This is a genomic window from Streptomyces sp. NPDC048504 (assembly GCF_043200035.1).
In the GTDB taxonomy this organism is placed as follows: domain Bacteria; phylum Actinomycetota; class Actinomycetes; order Streptomycetales; family Streptomycetaceae; genus Streptomyces.
This window is the reverse complement of the sequence record NZ_JBICXA010000027.1, coordinates 18,331-38,470: the sequence shown is the minus strand read 5'-3', so window position 1 is coordinate 38,470 and position 20,140 is coordinate 18,331. Positions and strand designations below refer to the sequence as shown.

Annotated in this window: 20 protein-coding genes and 2 tRNA genes; 7 read left to right on the top strand and 15 right to left on the bottom strand. The window is 70.2% G+C overall.

Annotation, left to right across the window (positions count from 1 at the left end):
• The first annotated feature begins 54 nt into the window (after nucleotides 1-54).
• Entirely contained in the window at nucleotides 55-876 is an 822-nt protein-coding gene (locus tag ACGFY9_RS45790) for a YceI family protein (protein ID WP_393764619.1), read from the top strand.
• 28 nt (nucleotides 877-904) lie between these two features.
• A complete protein-coding gene (locus tag ACGFY9_RS45785) occupies nucleotides 905-1,372 on the top strand; it encodes a PPOX class F420-dependent oxidoreductase (protein WP_393764617.1) in 468 nt (155 codons plus the stop codon).
• A gap of 38 nt (nucleotides 1,373-1,410) precedes the next feature.
• On the opposite strand, the gene ACGFY9_RS45780 is transcribed toward ACGFY9_RS45785, so the two are convergent.
• The 10 genes from ACGFY9_RS45780 to ACGFY9_RS45735 form a co-directional block, all read right to left on the bottom strand.
• Nucleotides 1,411-2,184, bottom strand: coding sequence for a TetR/AcrR family transcriptional regulator (locus ACGFY9_RS45780; protein ID WP_393764615.1), 774 nt, complete (start codon nucleotides 2,182-2,184; stop codon nucleotides 1,411-1,413).
• An 88-nt stretch (nucleotides 2,185-2,272) separates the two neighbouring features.
• Nucleotides 2,273-3,751, bottom strand: coding sequence for an MFS transporter (locus tag ACGFY9_RS45775; RefSeq protein WP_393764613.1), 1,479 nt, complete (start codon nucleotides 3,749-3,751; stop codon nucleotides 2,273-2,275).
• Nucleotides 3,752-3,856: 105 nt separating this feature from the next.
• Complete coding sequence (locus ACGFY9_RS45770) at nucleotides 3,857-6,109, bottom strand: glycosyltransferase family 39 protein (RefSeq protein ID WP_393764611.1); 2,253 nt, start codon at nucleotides 6,107-6,109, stop codon at nucleotides 3,857-3,859.
• Complete coding sequence (locus tag ACGFY9_RS45765; RefSeq protein WP_393764609.1) at nucleotides 6,106-7,614, bottom strand: glycosyltransferase; 1,509 nt, start codon at nucleotides 7,612-7,614, stop codon at nucleotides 6,106-6,108. Before ACGFY9_RS45765 ends, ACGFY9_RS45770 begins: the two co-directional genes overlap by 4 nt.
• Before the next feature lie 14 nt (nucleotides 7,615-7,628).
• Nucleotides 7,629-9,275, bottom strand: a complete 1,647-nt coding sequence (locus ACGFY9_RS45760) for a sensor histidine kinase (protein ID WP_393764607.1) — start codon at nucleotides 9,273-9,275, stop codon at nucleotides 7,629-7,631.
• Complete coding sequence (locus ACGFY9_RS45755) at nucleotides 9,272-10,012, bottom strand: response regulator transcription factor (protein WP_019054929.1); 741 nt, start codon at nucleotides 10,010-10,012, stop codon at nucleotides 9,272-9,274. The genes ACGFY9_RS45760 and ACGFY9_RS45755 overlap by 4 nt, the downstream gene beginning before the upstream one ends.
• A 220-nt stretch (nucleotides 10,013-10,232) precedes the next feature.
• A complete protein-coding gene (locus tag ACGFY9_RS45750) occupies nucleotides 10,233-11,168 on the bottom strand; it encodes an amidohydrolase family protein (RefSeq protein ID WP_393764604.1) in 936 nt (311 codons plus the stop codon).
• A gap of 13 nt (nucleotides 11,169-11,181) precedes the next feature.
• On the bottom strand, nucleotides 11,182-11,679 hold the full coding sequence (locus tag ACGFY9_RS45745; protein WP_393764602.1) for a hypothetical protein: 498 nt from the start codon (nucleotides 11,677-11,679) through the stop codon (nucleotides 11,182-11,184).
• Between the two features lie 531 nt (nucleotides 11,680-12,210).
• Complete coding sequence (locus ACGFY9_RS45740) at nucleotides 12,211-13,119, bottom strand: DUF2797 domain-containing protein (protein WP_393764600.1); 909 nt, start codon at nucleotides 13,117-13,119, stop codon at nucleotides 12,211-12,213.
• A 36-nt stretch (nucleotides 13,120-13,155) separates the two neighbouring features.
• Nucleotides 13,156-13,551: an HGxxPAAW family protein gene (locus ACGFY9_RS45735; RefSeq protein ID WP_393764598.1), complete on the bottom strand. Its 396-nt coding sequence runs from the start codon at nucleotides 13,549-13,551 to the stop codon at nucleotides 13,156-13,158.
• 135 nt (nucleotides 13,552-13,686) lie between these two features.
• Between ACGFY9_RS45735 and ACGFY9_RS45730 the strand changes: the two genes are divergently transcribed.
• A complete protein-coding gene (locus tag ACGFY9_RS45730; protein WP_393764596.1) occupies nucleotides 13,687-14,169 on the top strand; it encodes a MarR family winged helix-turn-helix transcriptional regulator in 483 nt (160 codons plus the stop codon).
• Nucleotides 14,170-14,313: 144 nt separating this feature from the next.
• Nucleotides 14,314-14,769 (top strand): GtrA family protein, encoded by a 456-nt coding sequence (locus tag ACGFY9_RS45725; RefSeq protein WP_393764594.1) that lies wholly within the window; start codon nucleotides 14,314-14,316, stop codon nucleotides 14,767-14,769.
• On the opposite strand, the gene ACGFY9_RS45720 is transcribed toward ACGFY9_RS45725, so the two are convergent.
• Both ACGFY9_RS45720 and ACGFY9_RS45715 read right to left on the bottom strand, forming a co-directional pair.
• The gene (locus ACGFY9_RS45720; protein WP_393764592.1) at nucleotides 14,753-15,694 is read right to left on the bottom strand and encodes a phosphotransferase family protein; all 942 of its coding nucleotides are present in this window, start codon (nucleotides 15,692-15,694) and stop codon (nucleotides 14,753-14,755) included. The two genes, ACGFY9_RS45725 and ACGFY9_RS45720, sit on opposite strands and share 17 nt — an antisense overlap.
• A 25-nt stretch (nucleotides 15,695-15,719) precedes the next feature.
• Nucleotides 15,720-16,658: an AraC family transcriptional regulator gene (locus ACGFY9_RS45715; RefSeq protein ID WP_393764590.1), complete on the bottom strand. Its 939-nt coding sequence runs from the start codon at nucleotides 16,656-16,658 to the stop codon at nucleotides 15,720-15,722.
• A gap of 111 nt (nucleotides 16,659-16,769) precedes the next feature.
• On the opposite strand from ACGFY9_RS45715, the gene ACGFY9_RS45710 reads away from it, so the two are divergent.
• Together ACGFY9_RS45710 and ACGFY9_RS45705 are read left to right on the top strand one after the other, a co-directional pair.
• Nucleotides 16,770-17,627: an NmrA family NAD(P)-binding protein gene (locus ACGFY9_RS45710; protein ID WP_393764588.1), complete on the top strand. Its 858-nt coding sequence runs from the start codon at nucleotides 16,770-16,772 to the stop codon at nucleotides 17,625-17,627.
• Nucleotides 17,624-18,061: a nuclear transport factor 2 family protein gene (locus ACGFY9_RS45705; protein WP_393764586.1), complete on the top strand. Its 438-nt coding sequence runs from the start codon at nucleotides 17,624-17,626 to the stop codon at nucleotides 18,059-18,061. Before ACGFY9_RS45710 ends, ACGFY9_RS45705 begins: the two co-directional genes overlap by 4 nt.
• Nucleotides 18,062-18,494: 433 nt before the next feature.
• Here the strand turns inward: ACGFY9_RS45705 and ACGFY9_RS45700 are convergent, their stop codons facing one another.
• From ACGFY9_RS45700 to ACGFY9_RS45690, 3 genes are all read right to left on the bottom strand, one after another.
• On the bottom strand, nucleotides 18,495-18,716 hold the full coding sequence (locus tag ACGFY9_RS45700) for a hypothetical protein (protein WP_033285538.1): 222 nt from the start codon (nucleotides 18,714-18,716) through the stop codon (nucleotides 18,495-18,497).
• Between the two features lie 250 nt (nucleotides 18,717-18,966).
• Nucleotides 18,967-19,039 (bottom strand) — tRNA-Arg (locus ACGFY9_RS45695).
• 194 nt (nucleotides 19,040-19,233) lie between these two features.
• A tRNA-Ser gene (locus tag ACGFY9_RS45690) sits at nucleotides 19,234-19,324 on the bottom strand.
• A gap of 168 nt (nucleotides 19,325-19,492) precedes the next feature.
• Here ACGFY9_RS45690 and ACGFY9_RS45685 point away from each other — a divergent pair.
• Entirely contained in the window at nucleotides 19,493-19,969 is a 477-nt protein-coding gene (locus ACGFY9_RS45685; protein ID WP_393764584.1) for an SSI family serine proteinase inhibitor, read from the top strand.
• The last annotated feature ends 171 nt before the right edge of the window (nucleotides 19,970-20,140 follow it).

The window sequence follows — 20,140 nt, the reverse complement described above, 5'->3', positions numbered from 1 at the left end:
GGGCCGGACCCGTTCGCACCGAATTACCGCTGTACGGCAAGGAGTTAGAGGGACATGGGACTGACCGCGAAGATCCGTACCCGCGACGGATGGGCCGTGTCGCACGCGGTCGTCACGGTGACCGACATGACCGGGGCACAGGTGCTGCGGGCCGAGGCGGACGCGGAGGGGGCCGTACGGGATCCGAATCCGATGACCCCCGGGCCGTACACCGTGATCGTGACGGCCGTCGGGTACGCGCCCGCCGCCGCCACCGCGATCGTCACCGCGAGCGGGCGGGCCGAGGTCGGCACGGTGACGCTGGCGCGGCAGGGCGGTACGGAGTTGCCGCCGCCCGGGCCGTGGACGGTCGACCCCGCCCACTCCACGGTCGGCGCGGTCGCCCAGCACCTGGGCATCTCCAGCGTGCGCGGCCGTTTCACCGACTTCGCGGCCACGGTCGAGATCGCGCCCGACGACATCGCCAAGTCCCGTGTGGAGGCGGTCATCCGGGCCCAGTCCATCGACACGGGGAACGGCATGCGCGACGACCACCTGCGCTCCCCGGACTTCCTGGACGTGGCCCGCTACCCGGAGATCACCTACCGCTCCACGGGCCTCACCCCGGCCGGTTCCGACCGCTGGACGGCCTCCGGCGAGCTGACCCTCCACGGTGTCGTACGACCCGTCGACCTGGACCTCGCCTACCTCGGCACCGGAGCCGACCCCTGGGGCGGCACGCGCGCCGCGTTCCGGGCGACCACGGAACTGCACCGCGAGGACTTCGCGATGAACTACAACCAGGTCGTCCAGGCGGGCATCGCCGCGATCGGTACGACACTCCGGGTCGAGCTGGACGTCCAGGCGGTGCAGGGGGAGTCGCTGCCGCAGGCGTGACGGGGTGGGCTGCGCCTAGGCTGGCCGTATGGCTTCGAACATCGCGAGCAACACCTCTGTGTCCCTGGACGAGCTGCTGGACTTCGTACGGCCCCGGCATCGGGCGATCCTGCTGACCCGCAGGGCGGACGGCAGCCCGCAGGGTTCGCCGCTGACCTGCGGGGTCGACGACTCGGGGCGGATCGTCGTCTCGACCTACCCCGAGCGCGCCAAGACCCGCAACGCCAAGCGTGATCCGCGGGTCAGCCTGATCATCCTGAGCGACGAGTGGAACGGGCCGTGGGTCCAGATCGACGGCACCGCCGAGGTCATCGACTCGCCGGAGTCCGTGGAGCCGCTCGTCGAGTACTTCCGGAACATCTCGGGGGAGCATCCGGACTGGGACGAGTACCGGGCGGCGATGGTGAAGCAGGGGAAGTCGATCATCCGGGTCACGCCTGAGAAGTGGGGACCGGTTGCCACCGGTGGCTTCCCCGCGCGGCTCGTAGAGGGCTGAGGTGGTGCTGGGGGCTCCGCCCCCAGACCCCCAACGGGCTATTTTTCACGCTCGACCATCGCCTCGATCCCCGCCACCAGCAGGTCCAAGGCGAAGGTGAAGTCCCGGTTCATCATCTCCGCGACCGTGTCGCCGCCCCGGGCCGCCATGAGTTTCTTGGACTCCTGCACGACCTCGGCGGTCGTCGGGGCCCCGTCGAACGTGGTCATGGCGTGCCGGAAGTAGTCGTCGGGGGTCATCCCGGTGTCGGCGACGCGGGCGAAGAAGTGACCCTCGATCGTGCCGTAGCCGTACACGAACTGGAAGACCGCCGAGATCGCCCCCGTCAGGCCGTGCTCCGGCAGCCCGGTTCGCCGGATCACGCGCTGTACGACACGGGAGAACGCGAGCGAGTTCGGCCCGATGTTGAGGAAGGTACCGGCGACCGGCGACAGCCAGGCGTGCCTGACCAGCAGAGCCCTGTACTCCGTTGCCAGCATGCGGAGTTGGTCCCGCCAGTCCTGGCCCTCGGCCTCCGGATCGGGCAACCGCAACTCCCCGAAGACGGCGTCCAGGGCGAGTTCGAGGAGATCGTCCTTGGTGTCGACGTACCAGTAGACGGACATCGCCGTCACGTTCAGCTCGGCCGCGAGCCTCCGCATGGAGAACTTGGCCAGGCCCTCGGCGTCCAGCAGCCGTACGGTGACTTCGGTGATGCGGGTGCGGTCGAGGCCGGGTTGGCCTCCGCCGCCGCGCCCGCTCCGGCGTGTCTTCGTCTCAAGCCAGACACTGGTGCGCGCGGAACGCCCTGACGGCGGCGATGTCTTGGCCATGACGAACCTTCCTCAGCATGTCAGTCCCGGGCCACTGTATTTAGGGGCGCGGGGAACTGCGCGACCAGCCACAACGCACCCGCAGCCGCTACTGAACGACCACCACCCCCGAGTCTGCCCGCTCCGCCCGCCACAACAACGCCGCAGCAAGCAACCCCCCGGTCAAGACAGCAACCGCGCCCACCAACTGACTGACCTCCAGCCCGGCAGAGAAGGAATCGGTCACCTTCCTCCTCTCCTCAGCCGACGACGCCGCCGCCAAGCCGACCGGCAGGGACACCGCCGCGAACCGAGAACTCAGCACCGCCCCCAACACCGCGACCCCCAACCCGTTCCCGAACTCCCCCAACGTTCCATTGACGCCCGCCCCAACCCCCGCCTTCTCCGGAGGAATCGCACTCATGATCGCGTGAGCCATCGCCGGATTGGCGATCGCCGCCCCCGCCCCGATCAGCACCAGCCCCACCAAGGTCCCCGCATACCCGCCGGTGGCAAGTGACGCGATCGACACCAGCCCCGCCGACATCAACACCATCCCCAGCCCGATGGCCCGCGGAGCGCCAAGCTTCGCCGTCCACTTCGCCGCCACCCCCGAGAAGTTGAGCGCGACGATCACCAGAGCGAGCGGCGCCGTACGGACACCCGCCTCCAACGGGCCGTATCCGAGGACGAATTGGAGGTGCTGGGTGAGGAGGAACAGCGAGCCGGCCATGCCGAAGGTGATGAGGACGACCCCGGTGACCGCGCCCGTGAAGCGGCGGTCGCGGAAGAAGTCCAGGTCGAGCATCGGGTACGGGACCCGGTTCTCCCAGTACGCGAAGGCCGCGAGGACCACGACCGCCGCCGCCACCGTGAGCAGCACCCGCCCGGACGTCCAGCCGTGCGCCGGGCCGGAGATGATCGCGTAGACCAGCGCTGCCATGCCGACGGTGGAGAGCAGGGCGCCGAGGAGGTCGGGGCGGTCGCCACGCGGGTTCTTCGACTCGGGGACCAGGACAACCGCCGCGACCAGCGCGAGTGCCGCGACCGGGATGTTGATCAGGAAGATCGCGCCCCACCAGAAGTGGTTCAGCATGAAGCCGCCGAGGAGCGGACCGGTCGCGAAGCCGAGCGCGTTGACCGCGGCCCAGATGCCGATGGCCCGCGGCTGTTCCTCGGGGCTGAAGATCTGCATCACGACGGCGAGCGTGGTCGTGATGAGCAGCGCCCCGCCGACGCCCATGCCGGCCCGCGCGGCGATCAACTGCCCGGTGGACTGGGCGAGTCCGGCGACCAGCGAACCCACGCCGAACAGCACGAGCCCCGCGATCAGCATCTTCTTTCGGCCGTACCGGTCGGCCGCGCTGCCCGCGGTGAGCAGCAGGCCGGACTGGACCAGCGAGTACGCGTTGATCATCCACTGGATGTCGGCGGTACCGGCGCCGAGTTCGCGGGTGAGCGAGGGGATCGCGACGTTCAGGACGGTGTTGTCGAGCAGCACGGTGAGCTGCGCGAGGCAGATGACTCCGAGGACGATCCAGCGCTGGGGGTGGCCCTGAAGGCCCTGAGGGTCTGAGGAAGTCGGCATGCTGTACACCGTAGAACAGTTCCTATACGGCGTACAACGGAGTTACGGCAGACACAAAGAGGGGCGGTGACCGTGCGGTCACCGCCCCTGCTCAGTGGAGAAGTGTCAGCTGCTCGTCTTCTGCGTCAGGTCGTAGAAGGTGGCCGAACCGACCGTCACCTTCTTGTAGTTCTTCTCGACCCACGAGGTGATCTGCGAGGAGCTGCCCGTGCTGCTGCCGCCCATGCCGGTGCCGCCCGAGATGAAGTAGTGGATCTTGCCGTCCGCCACGTACTTCTTGAACTGGGCCAGCGTCGGCGACGGGTCGGTGCCGTTGAAGCCGCCGATCGCCATCACCGGGTCACCGGTGGCGAGTTGGTAGCTCGCGGCGTTCTGGGAGCCGATGGACGCGGCGACCCAGGTGTACTTGCTCGCGTCCGTCTGGAGCAGCTTCTTGGCCGCGGAGGTGACCGTCGCGCCGTTGAGCAGGCCGCCGACGCCACCGCCGCCCATGCCGCCGTCGCCCGTCTGGCCGCCGCCGAAGCCGCCGCCCCGGTTCTGGGTCGTACCGCCGCCACCGGGCGTGGTGCCCGTGCCGCCGCCGGGCGCTGTACCGGTACCGCCGCCGGGCATCGTGCCCGTGCCGCCGCCGGGGAAGCCGCCGCCCTGGTTCTGGGTGGTGCCGCCGCCCTGCTGGCCGGGCATGGTGCCCGTGCCGCCGGTGCGGTTGCCGCCGCCGAAGCCGCCGCGACCGCCGCCGCCCATCATGCTCGCGCCGGCCGGACCGGCCGTAGGAATCGAGCCGGTGTGCGCCGAGTTGACCGTCGACATGGTGTACGCCGCCGGGCCTGCCAGGCCCGCCACGATGCTCAAGCCGACTGCCGCGAGGGCGAGTTGGCGGCCGATCTTCGCGACGAAGATCAGGCCGAGCGCGCCCGCCAGGGAGCCGAGGAGGACCAGCCACTTCAGCCAGGGCAGGTAGTCGGGGGTGCGGTTGAGGAGGACGTAGCCCCAGACGCCGGCGGCAACTACCGCCGCCGCCAACGTGATTGACGCCCAGATCTCGCCGCGCTTCTCCCAGAGGGAACCCGCGCCGATGCCGATGACGGCGGCCATGTAGGGGGCCAGCGCGATCGTGTAGTACTGGTGGAAGATGCCGGCCATGTAGCTGAAGACGACCAGGGTCGTCACCAGCGAGCCGCCCCACACGAGCATCGAACTGCGCCTGACCGACGTGCGGCCCAGCTTGCGCGTGGCTACCAGGCCCGCGACGAGGAGGATCAGCGCGGTGGGCAGCAGCCAGGAGATCTGGCTGCCGATCTCGTCGTTGAACATGCGGTTCCAGCCGGTGGCACCCCACATGCCGGTGCCGGTGCCGCCGCCTCCGCCGCCGACGCTGCCGGTCTCGTCGCCGCTGAGGCGGCCGAACCCGTTGTAGCCGAAGGTCAGTTCAAGGAAGCTGTTGTTCTGCGAGCCGCCGATGTAGGGGCGCGAGGACGCCGGCCACAGCTCGACGAGCGCGACCCACCAGCCGGCCGCGACGACCAACGCGCCGGTGGCCAGGCCCAGTTGGGCGAACCTCTTCTTCACGCTCACCGGTGCGCAGACCGCGTAGACGATGGCCAGCGGCGGCAGGATCAGGAAGGCCTGCAGGGTCTTGGACAGGAACGCGAAGCCGATCGCGACTCCGGCCCACACCAGCCACTTCGTGCGGCCGTCCTCCAGGGCCCGGACGACGAGGTAGCAGGCGGTCGCCATGAGCAACGCCAGTGCGGCGTCAGGGTTGTTGAAGCGGAACATCAGCGCGGCGACCGGGGTGAGCGCCAGCACGGCGCCCGCGATCAGACCGGCCTGGGGACTGTGCCGACGCCGTACCGCCGCGTAGACGACCGCGACCGTGCCGACGCCCATGAGGACCTCGGGGACCAGGATCGCCCACGAGTTGAGGCCGAAGACGCGGACCGAGATCTCCATCGGCCACAGGAACGCCGAGGGCTTGTCGACGGTGATCGCGTTGCCCGCGTCGAGCGAGCCGAACAGGAACGCCTTCCAGCTCTTGCTGCCGGCCTGGACCGCCGCCGAGTAGAAGGAGTTGGAGTAGCCGGACGCGCTCAGGTTGTAGAGGTAGAGCAGCGCCGTCGCCAGCAGCATGCCCCAGAACGCGGGGCGTGCCCAGCGCGGGTCCTCGGGCCGGCCGCGCCACAGCCGCCGTCCGAGCGGCTGCTTGGGCTCACCGGACTGGGGGGCCAGGGTGTCCGCGGGAGCCACCGGCTCGTGTACGGCCGTGTCTCTGCCGGCGTCGCTGTCACCGGTAGGCGGCCCCCAGGACGAGGGGCTGCCTCCTCCCGGGTAGGTCGTCTGATCGGTGTCGGTGGTCATCGGGGATCCCTCGGATCGGTGTCGTGGGGACGCACCGGCTGCAACTGCATCGTCGCGTCCCTCCAGGTGCCGTCCGCGGCTTCGCCGGCGCGGAACTGGGTGGTGTTCGGGGTGGTGTCGTACGCACTCTGCTGCGGCTGACGCTGGGGCAGCGGGGCGGCGTACGAACCGGGGTACTGCGGGTTCTGCGGGTGCTGGGCCGCCGTCGAATAGGTCGGCGACGAAGGGGAGTTGAGGGCTACGACCATCGACTCCTCGGCGCTGTCGCCGCGGTCCGGGAACACCCAGGCGCGGAAGAGCAGGAAGCGGAGGACGGTCGCGGCGAGGTTGGCGGCCACCAGGACCGCGAGTTCGGTGGAGTGCGCCGGGTTGCTGCTGGCCGCGTTCAGCGCGGCGAGCGAGCCACTGGTCAGCGCGAGGCCGATGGCGAAGACGACGAGGCCCTGCGCCTGGTGGCGGACGGCGCCGCCCCGGCCGCGGACCCCGAAGGTCAGCCGGCGGTTCGCGGCGGTGTTGGCGACCGCCGAGACCAGCAGGGCGAGCGCGTTGGCGACCTGGGAGCCGCCGAACTGCCGGAAGAGGCTGTAGAGGACCAGGTAGAAGAGGGTGGAGAGACCGCCGACCACGCAGAACCCGACGAGCTGGCGGGCCAGCCCCTTGGGCACGTCCTGGATGTCGCGGTCGCGGGGGTCGTCGCCGAAGGGCCGCGTGACGCGGTCGAGCGGCAGCGAACCGGAGGCCAGGGCCTTGCCCACGCGCCACACTCCCTTCAGGTCCTCGGTCGCCGTCTTGACGATGTGGACGGTCGAGTTCGGGTCGTCGACCCAGTCGACCGGCACCTCGTGGATACGGAGTCCGGCACGCTCGGCCAGCACCAGCATCTCGGTGTCGAAGAACCAGCCGGTGTCCTCGACGAGCGGCAGCAGCGCCTGGGCCACATCACGCCGGATCGCCTTGAATCCGCACTGGGCGTCGGAGAAGCGGGCCTGCAGCGAGCCGCGCAGGATCAGGTTGTAGGTCCGGCTGATGAACTCGCGCTTGGCGCCACGCACGACACGCGACGAGCGGGCCAGCCGGGAACCGATCGCCAGGTCGGAGTGACCCGAGATCAGCGGCGCCACCAGGGGGAGCAGCGCGTTGAGGTCGGTGGAGAGATCCACATCCATGTAGGCGAGGATCGGGGCGTCCGAGGCGGACCAGACGGTGCGCAGTGCTCGACCGCGCCCCTTCTGCTCCAGCCGGAACGATGTGACCTCGGGGATCTCCGACTCCAGCCGCGCGGCCACCTGAGGGGTGGTGTCGATCGACGCGTTGTCCGCGATGGTGATGCGGAACGCGTACGGGAACGTGCGCTTGAGGTGCTCGTGCAGTCTGAGCACACATGGCTGGAGGTCCTTCTCCTCGTTGTAGACGGGGATCACTACGTCCAGGACAGGCGTACCGGCGTCTCCGGCCGGGAGGTGCTCCCGCGCCGGCAGGGTGCCGGGAGAAGTGTCGGTTCGCATGGAACCGACTCTCCTCAAGCGCCCTGTTGCACCCATGTGGTGGCACTGTGCTGTGCCTGTGAGTGCGATTGCCAATTCGTTTCGGGGGCGGGCGCGGGCACAGCCGGTGCGAGCGCGGGCAGATGCACGGTGAACACAGTGCGTCCGGGAACGCTGTCCACGGTGACGGCTCCGCCGTGCGCGGTCGCGACCGCCTGCACGATGGCGAGGCCCAGTCCGGTCGATCCCGTGGAGCGGGAACGTGCCGAGTCGCCGCGCGCGAACCGCTCGAAGACATGCGGCAGCAAATCGGGCGGGATGCCCTGACCGTTGTCCTCCACGTCCACGCACATCCACGGCCCGCGCCGCTGTACGCGTGCGGTGATCGTCGTACCCGGCGGGGTGTGCTTGCGGGCGTTGCCCAGCAGGTTGATCAGCACCTGCTGGATACGGGCCGCGTCCGCGGACACGAGGGCCGGTTCGTCGGGCAGGTCGAGGCGCCAGTTGTGGTCCATGCCGGCCGCGCGCGAGTCGCTGATGGTGTCCACGACGAGCGGGATGAGGTCGGTCTGGTCGAACTGCAGCGGTCTGCCCGCGTCGAGCCGGGCGAGGAGCAGCAGATCCTCCACGAGCAGGGTCATGCGCCCGGCCTCGGACTCGATCCGGCCGAGGGCGTGCTTGGTGTCCGGGCCGGTCTGCTCACGCCCGCGCCGGGTCAGCTCGGCGTAACCGCGGATGGAGGCGAGCGGTGTCCGCAGCTCATGGCTGGCGTCGGCCACGAACTGCCGTACCCGCATCTCGCTCTGCTGTCTCGCGTGCAGGGCGCCGTGGACGTGGTCGAGCATCCGGTTGAGCGCGGCACCGACCTGGCCGACCTCGGTGTGCGGGTCGGTCTCGGACTCGGGGACACGTTCGTTGAGGGTGACCTCGCCGGTGTGGAGGGGGAGTTCGGAGACCCGGGTGGCGGTGGAGGCCACGCGGCGCAGGGGGCGGGTGGCGACGCCGACGAGGACGTAGCCGGCGATGGCGGCGGCTACGAGGCCGGCGCCAGTGACGCTGAGCTCGACGAGGATGAGGGTGTTGATGGTGTTGTCGACCTCGGCGGTCGGAACGGCGACGTAGTAGCTGCCGCTGTCCCCGCTCTTGTACTCGACGCGGAAGTCGCCCACACCAGGGATCTCCACGGTGTGCTGCTTGCCGTCCTGGGGGACGGAGCCGAGCGCGGCGATCTGCGCCGTGGTGAGCGTCTTCGGGGTCATCTGCAGGTCGCTCGTCTGCTTCACACCGCGACGGGCGTCGGTGATGGAGCCTTTCACCACCTTGGCGATGATCGTGCCCTGGGGCTGCGGGCCCTTGGTGACGAAGTCCCCGAGGGAGGTCGCGTGGGCCTGCGCGGCCGCCTGTGCGGCTGCCTGCGACTTCCCGCCGGGCGCACCGAGGCCGTCCTTGGGCTCCTGGCCTCCGGGCGGGCCGAACGAGCCGGACGCACGCGAGGCGGACTCGTTCAGCTGGCCGTCCAGCTGGCCGTACAGATGCGAGCGCAGCGCCAGCGTCGTCACCGTACCGATCACCGCACACACCACCGCGATCAGCGTCACGGACGCGACGACGAGCCGTGTCCGCAGGGTGCGCGGCTTACCCGCTCGTTTCTTCTGCGCACGCGGCCGTCGTCGCCCGCTCATGACGCCGCGGGCTTGATCAGGTAACCGGCCCCACGCCGGGTGTGGATCATCGGCTCACGACCGGCGTCGATCTTGCGCCGCAGATACGAGATGTAGAGCTCGACCACATTGGCCTGGCCGCCGAAGTCGTACGACCACACACGGTCGAGGATCTGCGCCTTGCTGAGTACACGCCGGGGATTACGCATGAGGAAGCGCAACAGCTCGAACTCGGTCGCGGTGAGGTGGATGCCCTCCCCGGCCCGCGACACCTCGTGACTGTCCTCGTCGAGGGTGAGGTCACCCACGACGAGCACGGAGTCCGAGCGGCGGTCGGCGGCACCGGAGCGGCGGATCAGTCCGCGCAGCCGGGCGACGACCTCTTCGAGGCTGAAGGGCTTGGTGACGTAGTCGTCGCCGCCGGCGGTGAGCCCGGCGATTCGGTCCTCGACGGCGTCCTTCGCCGTCAGGAACAGCACCGGCACGTCCGGCAGCTCTCTGCGCATCCGTCCGAGAACGGTCAGGCCGTCCATGTCCGGCAGCATCATGTCGAGGACGACTGCGTCGGGGCGGAACTCGCGCGCGGTCTGTATCGCGCCGGTCCCGTCACCCGCACTACGGATCTGCCAGCCCTCGTATCGGAGGGCCATGGACAGCAGCTCGGTGATCGACAGCTCGTCGTCCACCACAAGCACTCGGACGGGGCTCCCGTCCGGCCTCAGCAGTTCGGTGCGCCCCTGGGGCGAGGTCGTGGTCATAGTGGACACCTTGTCGGGGTCCCCTAAGAACACGCTTTCCGGAGTCTGTGATTTTCCTGAGAAACTCACAGCCGCCACTCAGGGAACGCCTTGGAACCGCTTGCCCAGCGCTCATCCAGCGGTCATGGAGCCGTGCAACCCTCCCGGACCTGCCCCGGTCTCCCCGGTATCTCCACTTTCTCCACGCATCACCCGTACCGGCCGGACTCTCAGCTCGTCCTCACCGTGCGAACAGCCGCGCCCCGTTGTCGTGGCAGACCGCGCGCAGCCAGTCGTCACCGAGGTCCAGCCGCTCCAGGGCGTGCAGTTGGTGCAGGTAGGGATAGGGGATGTTCGGGAAGTCGCTGCCCAGCAGCACGCGGTCGCCGAGGGCGGCGAGCCGGGGGAGCGCACCGGGCGGGAAGGGCGCGAGGCGTTCGCTGAAGTCCGTGAACGCCATCGTCGTGTCCAGCCGCACCTCCCCGTACCGCTCGGCCAGGTCCAGGAAGTCCTCGTACTCCGGCATCCCCATGTGCGCGACGACCAGCCGCAGCCGGGGATGCCGGGCCAGCACCCGCCCGATCGGCTCGGGCCCGGTGTGCTTGCCGGGCGCGGGCCCCGACCCGCAGTGGATCACGACGGGTGTCCCCGCCTCGGCGAGCAACCCCCAAGCGAGATCGAGGAGTTCGTCGGCCGGATCGTAGGCCCCGACCTGCACATGCGCCTTGAACACCCGCGCCCCGGCATCGAGGGCCTGCTGGACGTAGTCCTCAACTCCCGGCTCCGGGAAGAGAGTCGACGTGTGCAGACAGTCGGGGGTCCGCGCGGCGAAGTCGACGGCCCAGCCGTTCAGCCACTCGGCCATCCCGGGCTTGTGCGGGTAGAGCATGGCGGTGAAAGCGCGTACTCCGAACTCCCTTATCAGCGCGACCCGTTCCGCTTCCTCCCGCCGGTAGGTGATCGGCCACTCCAGCGCCCCGCCGGTCGCCGGCCCGAGCGCGTCGAAGTAGTCCCAGACCTTGCGCAGCACCCGCTCGGGCATGAAGTGGGTGTGCACGTCGATCAGCCCGGGGAGGCCCAGCCGCCGCCAGAACGCCTGGACTCCGACTGCTTCGGCCACTTCGGCTGCTTCGGCCACTTCGGCTGCCTCTGATGCTTCCGCTGCTTCGGCATCCACGTCTTGATCCTCCCTATCGAACCGGGCCCTGCTCGTCCACATGGAAGTCGGGCGTCCCCAAAAACACGTCTGCGGTCACCGGCCCATAGGCGATGTTGAAAGTGTCCAGCCAGTACGACCAGTCCCGTACGCCGGCCGCGCTGCTGAAGCGGTAGTTGAGCTGCCACCGGACCCACTGACCCGGCACGAGCCGCACCGCCGGGGGTCTGCGTGGCCTGGGCGGCAGCCCGAACAGCGGCTCCACGCGGGGGAACACCCGCAACCGCCCGTCAACCCGGCGGAGTTGGACGTCGACGTCCTTCAACTCCGCCCGGCCCTCGACCGGCGTGAAGTCCTCCCGCTCGCGCACCGTGACGGTGTGGGCGAGCGGCGCCCGCCTCTCCAGCGGCACCACCCCGGCCGGCAGGACGAACCCGACCGGCACCGCGTTCCTCCGGGCGGCGGCCTCACCGCCACGCGACCGCTTCGTCCAGGACGTCCGGACCCACTGGACGGTGACAGGGACTTCCATGACGACTCCTTCCCTGTCCAGTACCCGCACTTCCCGATGACCACTGCGGCTTCCCGCTTCCCTCACCTCCCGATGACTACAGTGGCTGCCCGCTTCCCTCACCTCCCGATGACTACAGTGGCTGCCCGCTTCCCGCACTTCCCGATGACTACAGTGGCTGCCCGCTTCCCACACCGCCCGATGACGACGGCTGCCGCCCGCTACCCCCGGCACCCGATGACTACGGCTGGCGCCCGCTACCCCCGGCACCCGATGACTACGGCTGGCGCCCGCTACCCTCACCGCCCGATGACGACGGCTGGCGCCCGCTACCCCCATCACCCCATGACTACGGCTGGCGCCCGCTACCCTCACCGCCCGATGACGACGGCTGCCGCCCGCTACCCCCACCACCGATGACCACGAGGACTGCCCGCTACCCCCAGCACCCGGTGACCAAGACAGCCGCCCGATTTCCCCCACCACCCAATCCCCTCACCGCCCGACGCCCCCGGCGGCCGCTCGATGACCCCGGCCAATTCAGTCACGGCGTCAGAACAACCCCTCCTGCACCCCCGGTGCCTCTCGCCTGAACTCCCGTACCGGCACGGTGAATCCACCCGTGTCACCTCCGGAGGAACCCGCAGGGATCAGCTCCCACCCCGTCATCAGCCGTGTGTCCAGCACGAACACCCCCCGCCCGGTGGCGAGGTGGAGGTCCGGTCCCGCGGCCGCGATGACCTCCCCGCTCACCGCCCCGCCCGCGACCAGCCCGCTCACCTCACCGACGGGGGCCGGGAGACCCGCGAGGCCGAAGACGTCGACGTGGTCCACGGGTCGGTACGGCTCGCGGTGGAGCGACTCCGGCCATTCGGGCAGCGCGAGAGCGCGGGCGTGGAGGTCGGCGATCTCGGCCGCCCGCTCCACGGCCGACGTCGGCAACGCTGAACGGACGGCGCGCTTCTCGCCGTAGGGAATCCGGTCCGGGACGCGTAGGGCGGCGCGCAGCAGTTCCTCTGAACGGCGGGCCGCCATCAGGGGGCCGAGGCCCAGCCAGCTGAAGCAGACGGCGCCCTGTTCAAGCAGGCGTGCGGAGCCTCGCTCTTCGGCGGTGATGCCGACCTTGAGCAGGCCGGGGCCGAACCAGGCCAGGTATACGTGGTACGGCCGCGGGTCGTCCGCGATGGTGTCGGCGGCCACCGAGTGCGCCCGGTCCAGCCGCGCGCACTCCTCGCACCGCGCCCCCGTGCTCCGCTCCGGCACGGCGGCCCGCACCGGACAGGCGTTCCCCCGCGCCCCCACACATGTCCGCCCGCCCCCTTCCGCGACCTCGAAGGCCACCCGCTTCCCCCGGGGCAACGGACTCCCGCGCCCGCCGTCCCACCTCAACTCGGGACCGCCCGCCGCCCACCGCAGCCCCGAGCACTTCCATGTCTGTGATGCCCGTGCTGTCTGTGCCATCGCTCACGAGACTAGACGGCGGCACTGACAACAGCGTCAGCCTGCGGTCTCACCGGCCGGGGCGGACTCGCGCGGCACGACCCCGTACTCCTCGGCCACGATCGCGTACTCCTCGGCCACCCGCCCCCGCGCCGGTCCCCGCCCCGCCAGCCGGCACCCGACACAGCCCGCATGCCCCGCCCGCGCCGACGGGTCCCGCACCCGCATCCCCCACTGCTCCCGGTCCCGCCGCCCGGGCGGCTTGCCCCACCCCGTGAGATGGAGCGCCCAGGTGACCAGGACGCTCACCACGACGATCCCCAGCCCGCCCGCGATCAGCAGGGCCGACACCGTGCACACGCCCACCCCCGCGACGGTCGACCCGACGGTCGCGATACCGAATCCGGTCCAGCCCGCGACCGTATGCCCCTCGTCATACTGATGTGCGCTCATGTGCGGCCTCCCTCGAAGCCAGTTCGAAGCCTGGACAGACTGAAGCCCGGACAGGCTGAAGCCCGGACGGACAGCAGGTCTCTCACCACCTAAGAAGTTTAGAGTAGAAACCTCTCACAAGCTAAGGCAATCACGATGCAAGCCAAGCCCCGCCCCGCCGCCACCCCGGCCCAGGCGCTGGACGCGATGGACTCCCTCATCGCCACCGCCCAGCTCGGCCAGCAGGAAATGGCCGAGCGGCTGGGCCTGAACGTCACCGATCTCCTCTGCTTCGCATGCGTCCTGAAGGCCGGCGAGAACCTCCTCACGGCGGGCGACCTCGCCGAACACGCCCACGTCACGACCGGCGCGGTGACCGGCATCCTCAACCGCCTGGAGCGCGCCGGTTTCATCACCCGCGTCCCCGACCCCACCGACCGCCGCCGCGTCCGCGTCGCCTCGGTACCGGCCGCGGTGACCAGAGTCGTCGCCCTCTACGGCCCCTACTACGACCGCCTCAACGCCCAGTTCGCCGACTACTCCCCCGCCGAGATCGCCGTACTGAACGACTGGTTCACGCGGACGTCGACGCTGGCGCAGGACTACATCGAGGAACTCCGGGCGCGGGATGGGGGGTAAACCCGACCCCATTGGTAGAGCCCGCTGCACCAACGGTCCGGGAGACCGCTTCATCGTGCCCGGAACCGTACGACGGCATCGTTGACCTCAGCCGGTCAAGAGGGTCGGCGCAGGCCCAACGGCCGCCGTACGGAGGGAAATCCCATGAAGCCCGGACCGTTCGCGTCCTTCGTCAGGTTCGTGGTGTGCGGCGGCGGTGTCGGGGTCCTGTCCAGCTTCGCGGTACCGCTGCTCGCCGCGCTGATGCCCTGGGCGGCGGCGAACGCCCTGATCACGGTCGCCTCTACCGTCCTCTGCACGGAGCTCCACGCCCTGTTCACCTTCGGCACCGGCCGCCGCCCCGGCCGGCGCGAGCACTGGCAGTCGGCGGGCTCGGCCACGGCGGCCTACGCGGCGACGTCCGCCGCGATCCTCGTCCTCCACACCGTCCAGCCCTCCCCGGGCATGCTCACCGAGCAGATCGTCTACCTCAGCGCCTCCGGCCTCGCCGGCATCGGCCGCTTCCTGGTGCTCCGCCTGTTCGTCTTCGCGGACCGCGGCACGCGCACGGCCGCCATCACGATCCCGGTAGGCCCCTCGGCCTTCAGCGCGGCCGCGTAAGGACCCCGGCGCACCAACGGAAATGCCCGTCGCCGCCGTCCGACGAGAACAGTTCGTAGGTCGCCAGCGCATACGCCCGCTGATAGAGGACGAGCGTGTCGGGCGAGTACCGGAACTCCTCGGCGAACAACCGGGTGAGCGTGGCGGTATGCCGTTCCACGTAGGGCCCGTACATGTCCCACACGGCGGCTGCCACGGCGGCCTCGAAGGCCGGGTCCCCGGCGGTCGTGAAGAACCCGAAGTCGAGTACGGCCGCAGGGGCGCCGGTGTCGTCGACGTGGATGTTGGGCGGCACGAGGTCACCGTGCACGACGCCGACCGGCCCGCCGTCGGGAAGCGCCCGCAGGGAGTCCACCGTCTCGCGCACGACGCCCGCGAGGTCGGGCACCCGAGCGGCGAGCGGACCACCGTGCCGGCGAACGGCACGCAGGACGAGGGCGGCGAGCGCGTCGGGAAAACGGGTGTGCCCCTCCCAGAGAGCCCGGTCGTCCCCCTGCACGACGAGCCGCCGCATGGCCTCGCTACCGGGCACGGCGGTCAGCCCCCTCAACACCGTCAACAACGCGTCGGTCTCCCGCCCGGCCAACTCCCGCCCTGGCGCCACGACCGCCGAGTCACCGCGCAACGGGACGCCTCCCAACTCCCGTTCGTAGGTGACCAGAATCCCGTCGTGCTCCTCGACACCGAGAATCTCGGGGGTGGCGAAGGGCAGCAACTTCCGCTCGCGCGCGATGTCTTCGTACACCCGCCGCATGAGCCCCACTCCCACCGGCCGCCGACCGCTCCACACCTTCCCGACGGTCCCGTCCCCGAGCCGGTACACGGCGCCCTCGACACCCGCGGCGAGCGGCCGGACGTCCTGGTGACCGCGGTCGGCGAAGTAGCGGATCCAGTGGGCGGTGTGCTCCTGGCGGTGGGTGACCATGGCGGAAGTGAACCCCCTGAAGGTGTCAATGGGCGTGTGGGGAGGGGTCGTTCGCGGAGTGTGACTCCCGTTGCCGCCAACTCCCCGGCGGCTCCCCGTGGTTGCGGGTGAAGGCGGCCGCGAAGGCGTACGGCGAGGTGTAACCGACGGCGTGGGCGATGGCCGTGAGGGTGAGTTCGCCGGTGCGGAGGTGGTCGCGGGCCAGGGCCATCCGCCAGTCGGTCAGGTACTGCATCGGGGTCTGGCCGAGGGCGTCGCGGAAGGTGCGGGCGAAGGCCGCCCTCGACAGGCCGCTGATGGCGGCGAGTTCGGGGACCGTCCAGGGATGGCCGGCGTTCTCGTGGACGGCCTGGAGCGCGGCGTTGAGGCGGGGGTCCGCACAAGCCCGGTACCAGCGGGGCGCGTTGGGGCTGCGCCGGAAGTCGTTGCGGATGGCGAGCACCAGGAGGACGTCCAGGAGCCGGTCCAGCACGGTGGTGCCGCCCGGTTCACCCGGCGCCGGTGTCGCCAGCTCGTGGGAGAGCAGCCCGATCACGTCCCGCAACGGATCACCCACCGCAGCCGACAGCGTCAGCACCTGCGGCAGCGCCTCCAGCAGCCCGGCACCGATGTCCCCCGAGAACCGGTACGCGCCGCAGAGGAACACCGTCGCGCGCGGATCCTCCGAACTCCCGTCCTGGGCATGCCTGTTGCGGAACCCATCCGGCTCCAGGCAGTCCGCGCCCGGCTCGTGCCCGATGTGGTGATCGGGGCCGCCCCGCACGAGCGTCACCTCACCCGGGACGAGTTCCACCGCGCCACCAGGGTCGTCCAGCCACAGCCAACCCCGGCCGCGTACGACGGTGTGCACGGCCAGTTGGATCGACCCGGCCAGCCGCAGTCCCCACGGCGGTTCGGCCACCGTCCGCGCGAACACGGCACCGGAGGCGCGGGCCCGCGCGAGACGGTCATGCAGTATGTCCACCCGATCAGTATCAGTCAGACGGCCCAGGCAAGGGCATCTCCGATCGTCTGACGCAACAAATCGAGCGATTCACGCATTGATCCGCTCCTACCGCACTCCCACGATGGAGCCATGACTGGATCACCACCCACCGCGCTCGTCCTCGGCGGCACCGGCCGCACCGGCTCCCTCCTGGCGCGGCACCTCCCCGAACGAGGACTGCCCGCCCGCACCGCCGCCCGCCACGGCGCCGACGTGCCCTTCGACTGGGACGACCCGGCCACCCACCCCGCCGCCCTCGACGGCGTCGACCGCCTCTACCTCGTCACCCCCGTCCTGCGGATCTCCTACGCCGACCAGGTGGCCGCGTTCCTCGACCTCGCCGTGGCCGCGGGGGTACGTCACGTCACCTGCCTGAGCACCTACGGCGGCCAACTGGCGCCCCCGGACGTCGACATCAGGGCCGTGGAGGACGATCTCGCCGCCCGAGGCACCCTCACGCACACGATCCTGCGTCCCGCATGGGTGATGCAGAACTTCGCCGACGCACACCTGCCGGTCGTCGACGGTGTGATCACGGTGCCGACCGGCGGCCGTACGGAAGCGTTCGTCGACGCGGGCGACATCGCCGCCGTCGCGGTGGAGACGTTGCTCGACCCCGAGGCCCACGCCGGGGCGCGGTACGCGCCCACCGGACCGGAGGCGCTCACCGTCGCCGAGGTCGCCGACACCATCGCCGCCGTGACCGGCCGGCCCGTCCGGCATCAGGACATCGACCCGGAGGTGTGGATCGGGAGTGCGGTCGCGGCCGGGGTCGTACCCGCCGACTACGCGGTGATGCTCCGCTGGCTGACCGGCGCCATCGTCTCCGGGAACGGTTCCACGCCCAACGACGACATCGAGAAGGTTACCGGCCGACCGGCGACCGCCTTCGACGACTTCGCGCGGCGGAACGCCGGTGCCTTGGCATCTCCGGCGGGGATGAAGTGACCGTGGACATGGGCGAGTTCGCGGCGCTCGGTCCGTTCTTCCGGATCGTGCGGGAGGGGCTCGCGGGGCTCGTCGACGGTGATCACTTCTTCGAGCTCCTGGCCGAGGACGTGGTCGTCGAGTACGTCGTGTCCGTGCCCGGCTACCCGCGCCGGGTTGAGGGACGCGGGGCGGTGGCGGACCTGTATCGCGGCTACGGCGACGTCATGCTGCTGCACAGCGCGGACGAACTGGCCGTCCACCGGGATCCCGCGACGTCCGTGGTCGTCCTTGAGTACGCGGTGCACGGACGGGCTGTCCGCACCGGGCGGGCCTACGACAACCACTTCGTCTCCGTGCTCACCGTCAAGGACCGGAAGGTGACGCACTGGCGCGACTATTTGGACCCCGTCGCCGTGTTCCAGGCCACGGGGTGGCCGGCGGAGGGTCGCTGAAGACCGTTGCGGCCCGCTGAGGAAAGCGGGCGAATCGGCTCGTCGCCGATCAAAGGCTCGCCGCTGACTGACGGGGCTTCGCCGGACCCGGCCGTGGGAAACCGGCCCGCCGCGGCCTGATTACCCGGCCCGCGATGACCATGGAAACCCGGCCCGCCGTGGCCGTGGAAGCCCGGCCCGCCTTGACTAGCCCGCCCTGCGATACGCCTCGTCCATGTCCGAGAAGGGTGCTTGCCCGTCGTCGAGCAGCAGCGTCTCGTCCTCCCCGAAGTCCGGGGCCTGGAAGGGGTTCGTCGCCGGAGGGGGCGATCCCGCGCTGGATTGGCGGGATGCCCCTTCCGGGGCGGAGAACAGCGAGGTCAGTTCGATGAGAGGTCTCCCGTTCGTTACAGGCCGCCAGGACCTGGTGTGCCGTGAACCGGGCACAGCGGTCCTACAGCTTGCTCATCTTGGAGTACGGACTCAGGATGCGCTCCTGGACCGACCCGAAGTCGACGAGCACCGCGATTCCGTCCTCGATGCCGATGACCCGGCCGAGGCCGTACATGTCGTGTGTGACCTGGTCGCCCACGGCGAACTGCTTGGGTGCCGCCGCGGCCGGGGCCTTGAAGGGACTGGTGGGCAAATAGCGCTTCGGTGCAGCTGGCTTTGTCATTGACTCCAGTATGGGCCTAGACACGCCACTCGCTGAGGCCGTCCACATCGCTTGTTCATCACAGATCGGGCAACCGGGAACCACGGCGCCGCCCCGGACGTACCCCTCACGCCCCTGACCTGGCCCTTCCCGGAACCACCCCGGAACCACCAGAAACCGCCACCGGCCTTCGAAACAACGGACGCCGGGGCATCCGCGCCAGGGACACACGCGAGAGGCCCCGGATCACTCCGGGGCCTCTCGTCAGATGTGCACTCGGCAGGATTCGAACCTGCAACCTTCTGATCCGTAGTCAGATGCTCTATCCGTTAAGCTACGAGTGCTTGTTTTCTCTTGTTTTCCTTCGCTGTTCCCGGCCCTTCCGGCCCGCTCGCGGCGACAGGAAGAACATTACATGACTGCCGCCGCCATGTGAAATCCGTTAGCCATACCCCTTGTGAGCTGCGAAAACACCCATACGGGGGGTCCTGGGAACGACCGAAGCCCCGGTCGCTCGGACCAGGGCTTCGGTGAGGTGCGGAGGCGGAGGGATTTGAACCCTCGATGGGATTTGCGTCCCAAACCGCATTAGCAGTGCGGCGCCATAGACCGGACTAGGCGACGCCTCCAGCACAACCACCCGCGCGAGCGCGGAAGGTGCGTGCAGATGATGACACAGACGAGCGCGGTGTCACCAATCGCCTCCCACGGTACTAGGCGGGCGGCCCGCAGGGCAAAGCCGTTGATGCCGGCCGCCGTGTCCGCAACGTCCGGGGGCGGCGGGCGTTAGTCAGGTCATGTCGCAGGTCAACCGTCTCCTCGTGATCGCCGCCGCGTCCGCCGCCACCGTCGGCTCGCTGGCCGCGGTGCCCGCCGTCGCGTCCCCCGGAACTCTCCGCACCCTCGCGCCACCGCCCGTCCGCGACGAGGACCTGTCCGGCGGCGACCACCTCACCGTCACCGTCCGGCACGCGGGCGGCGCGGCCGACGGGACGCGCGAGCTGTACTGCCACCCCGGCGGCGGCACCCACCCGGACGTGACCGGCGCCTGCGAGGCCGTCGGCCGCAACACCCAGTGGGGAAAGGACCCGTTCGCCCCGGTGCCCCCGGACAGCGTGTGCACGATGATCTACGGCGGCCCCGCCACCGCCCATGTCACCGGCACCTGGGCCGGACGCCCCGTCGACACGACGTACGACCGGAGCAACGGCTGCGAGATCTCCCGCTGGAATGGGATGGTCCCGCTGCTGCCCGACCTCGGCGCCGGCCGCTAGAGACAACGGGAGGCCGCTGAAGACGCCGGGGATCAGTGGCCGGTTAGTGCTCGGTCACACGTTCTACGTCACTTCACCGTGCGACCTCCCTCTCATCTCACTCCGCGAGCACAAGGACTGCCCTTAGACTCCCTCGCGTGACACGTCGCGGGCAGGTTGGCAAGATGGCCT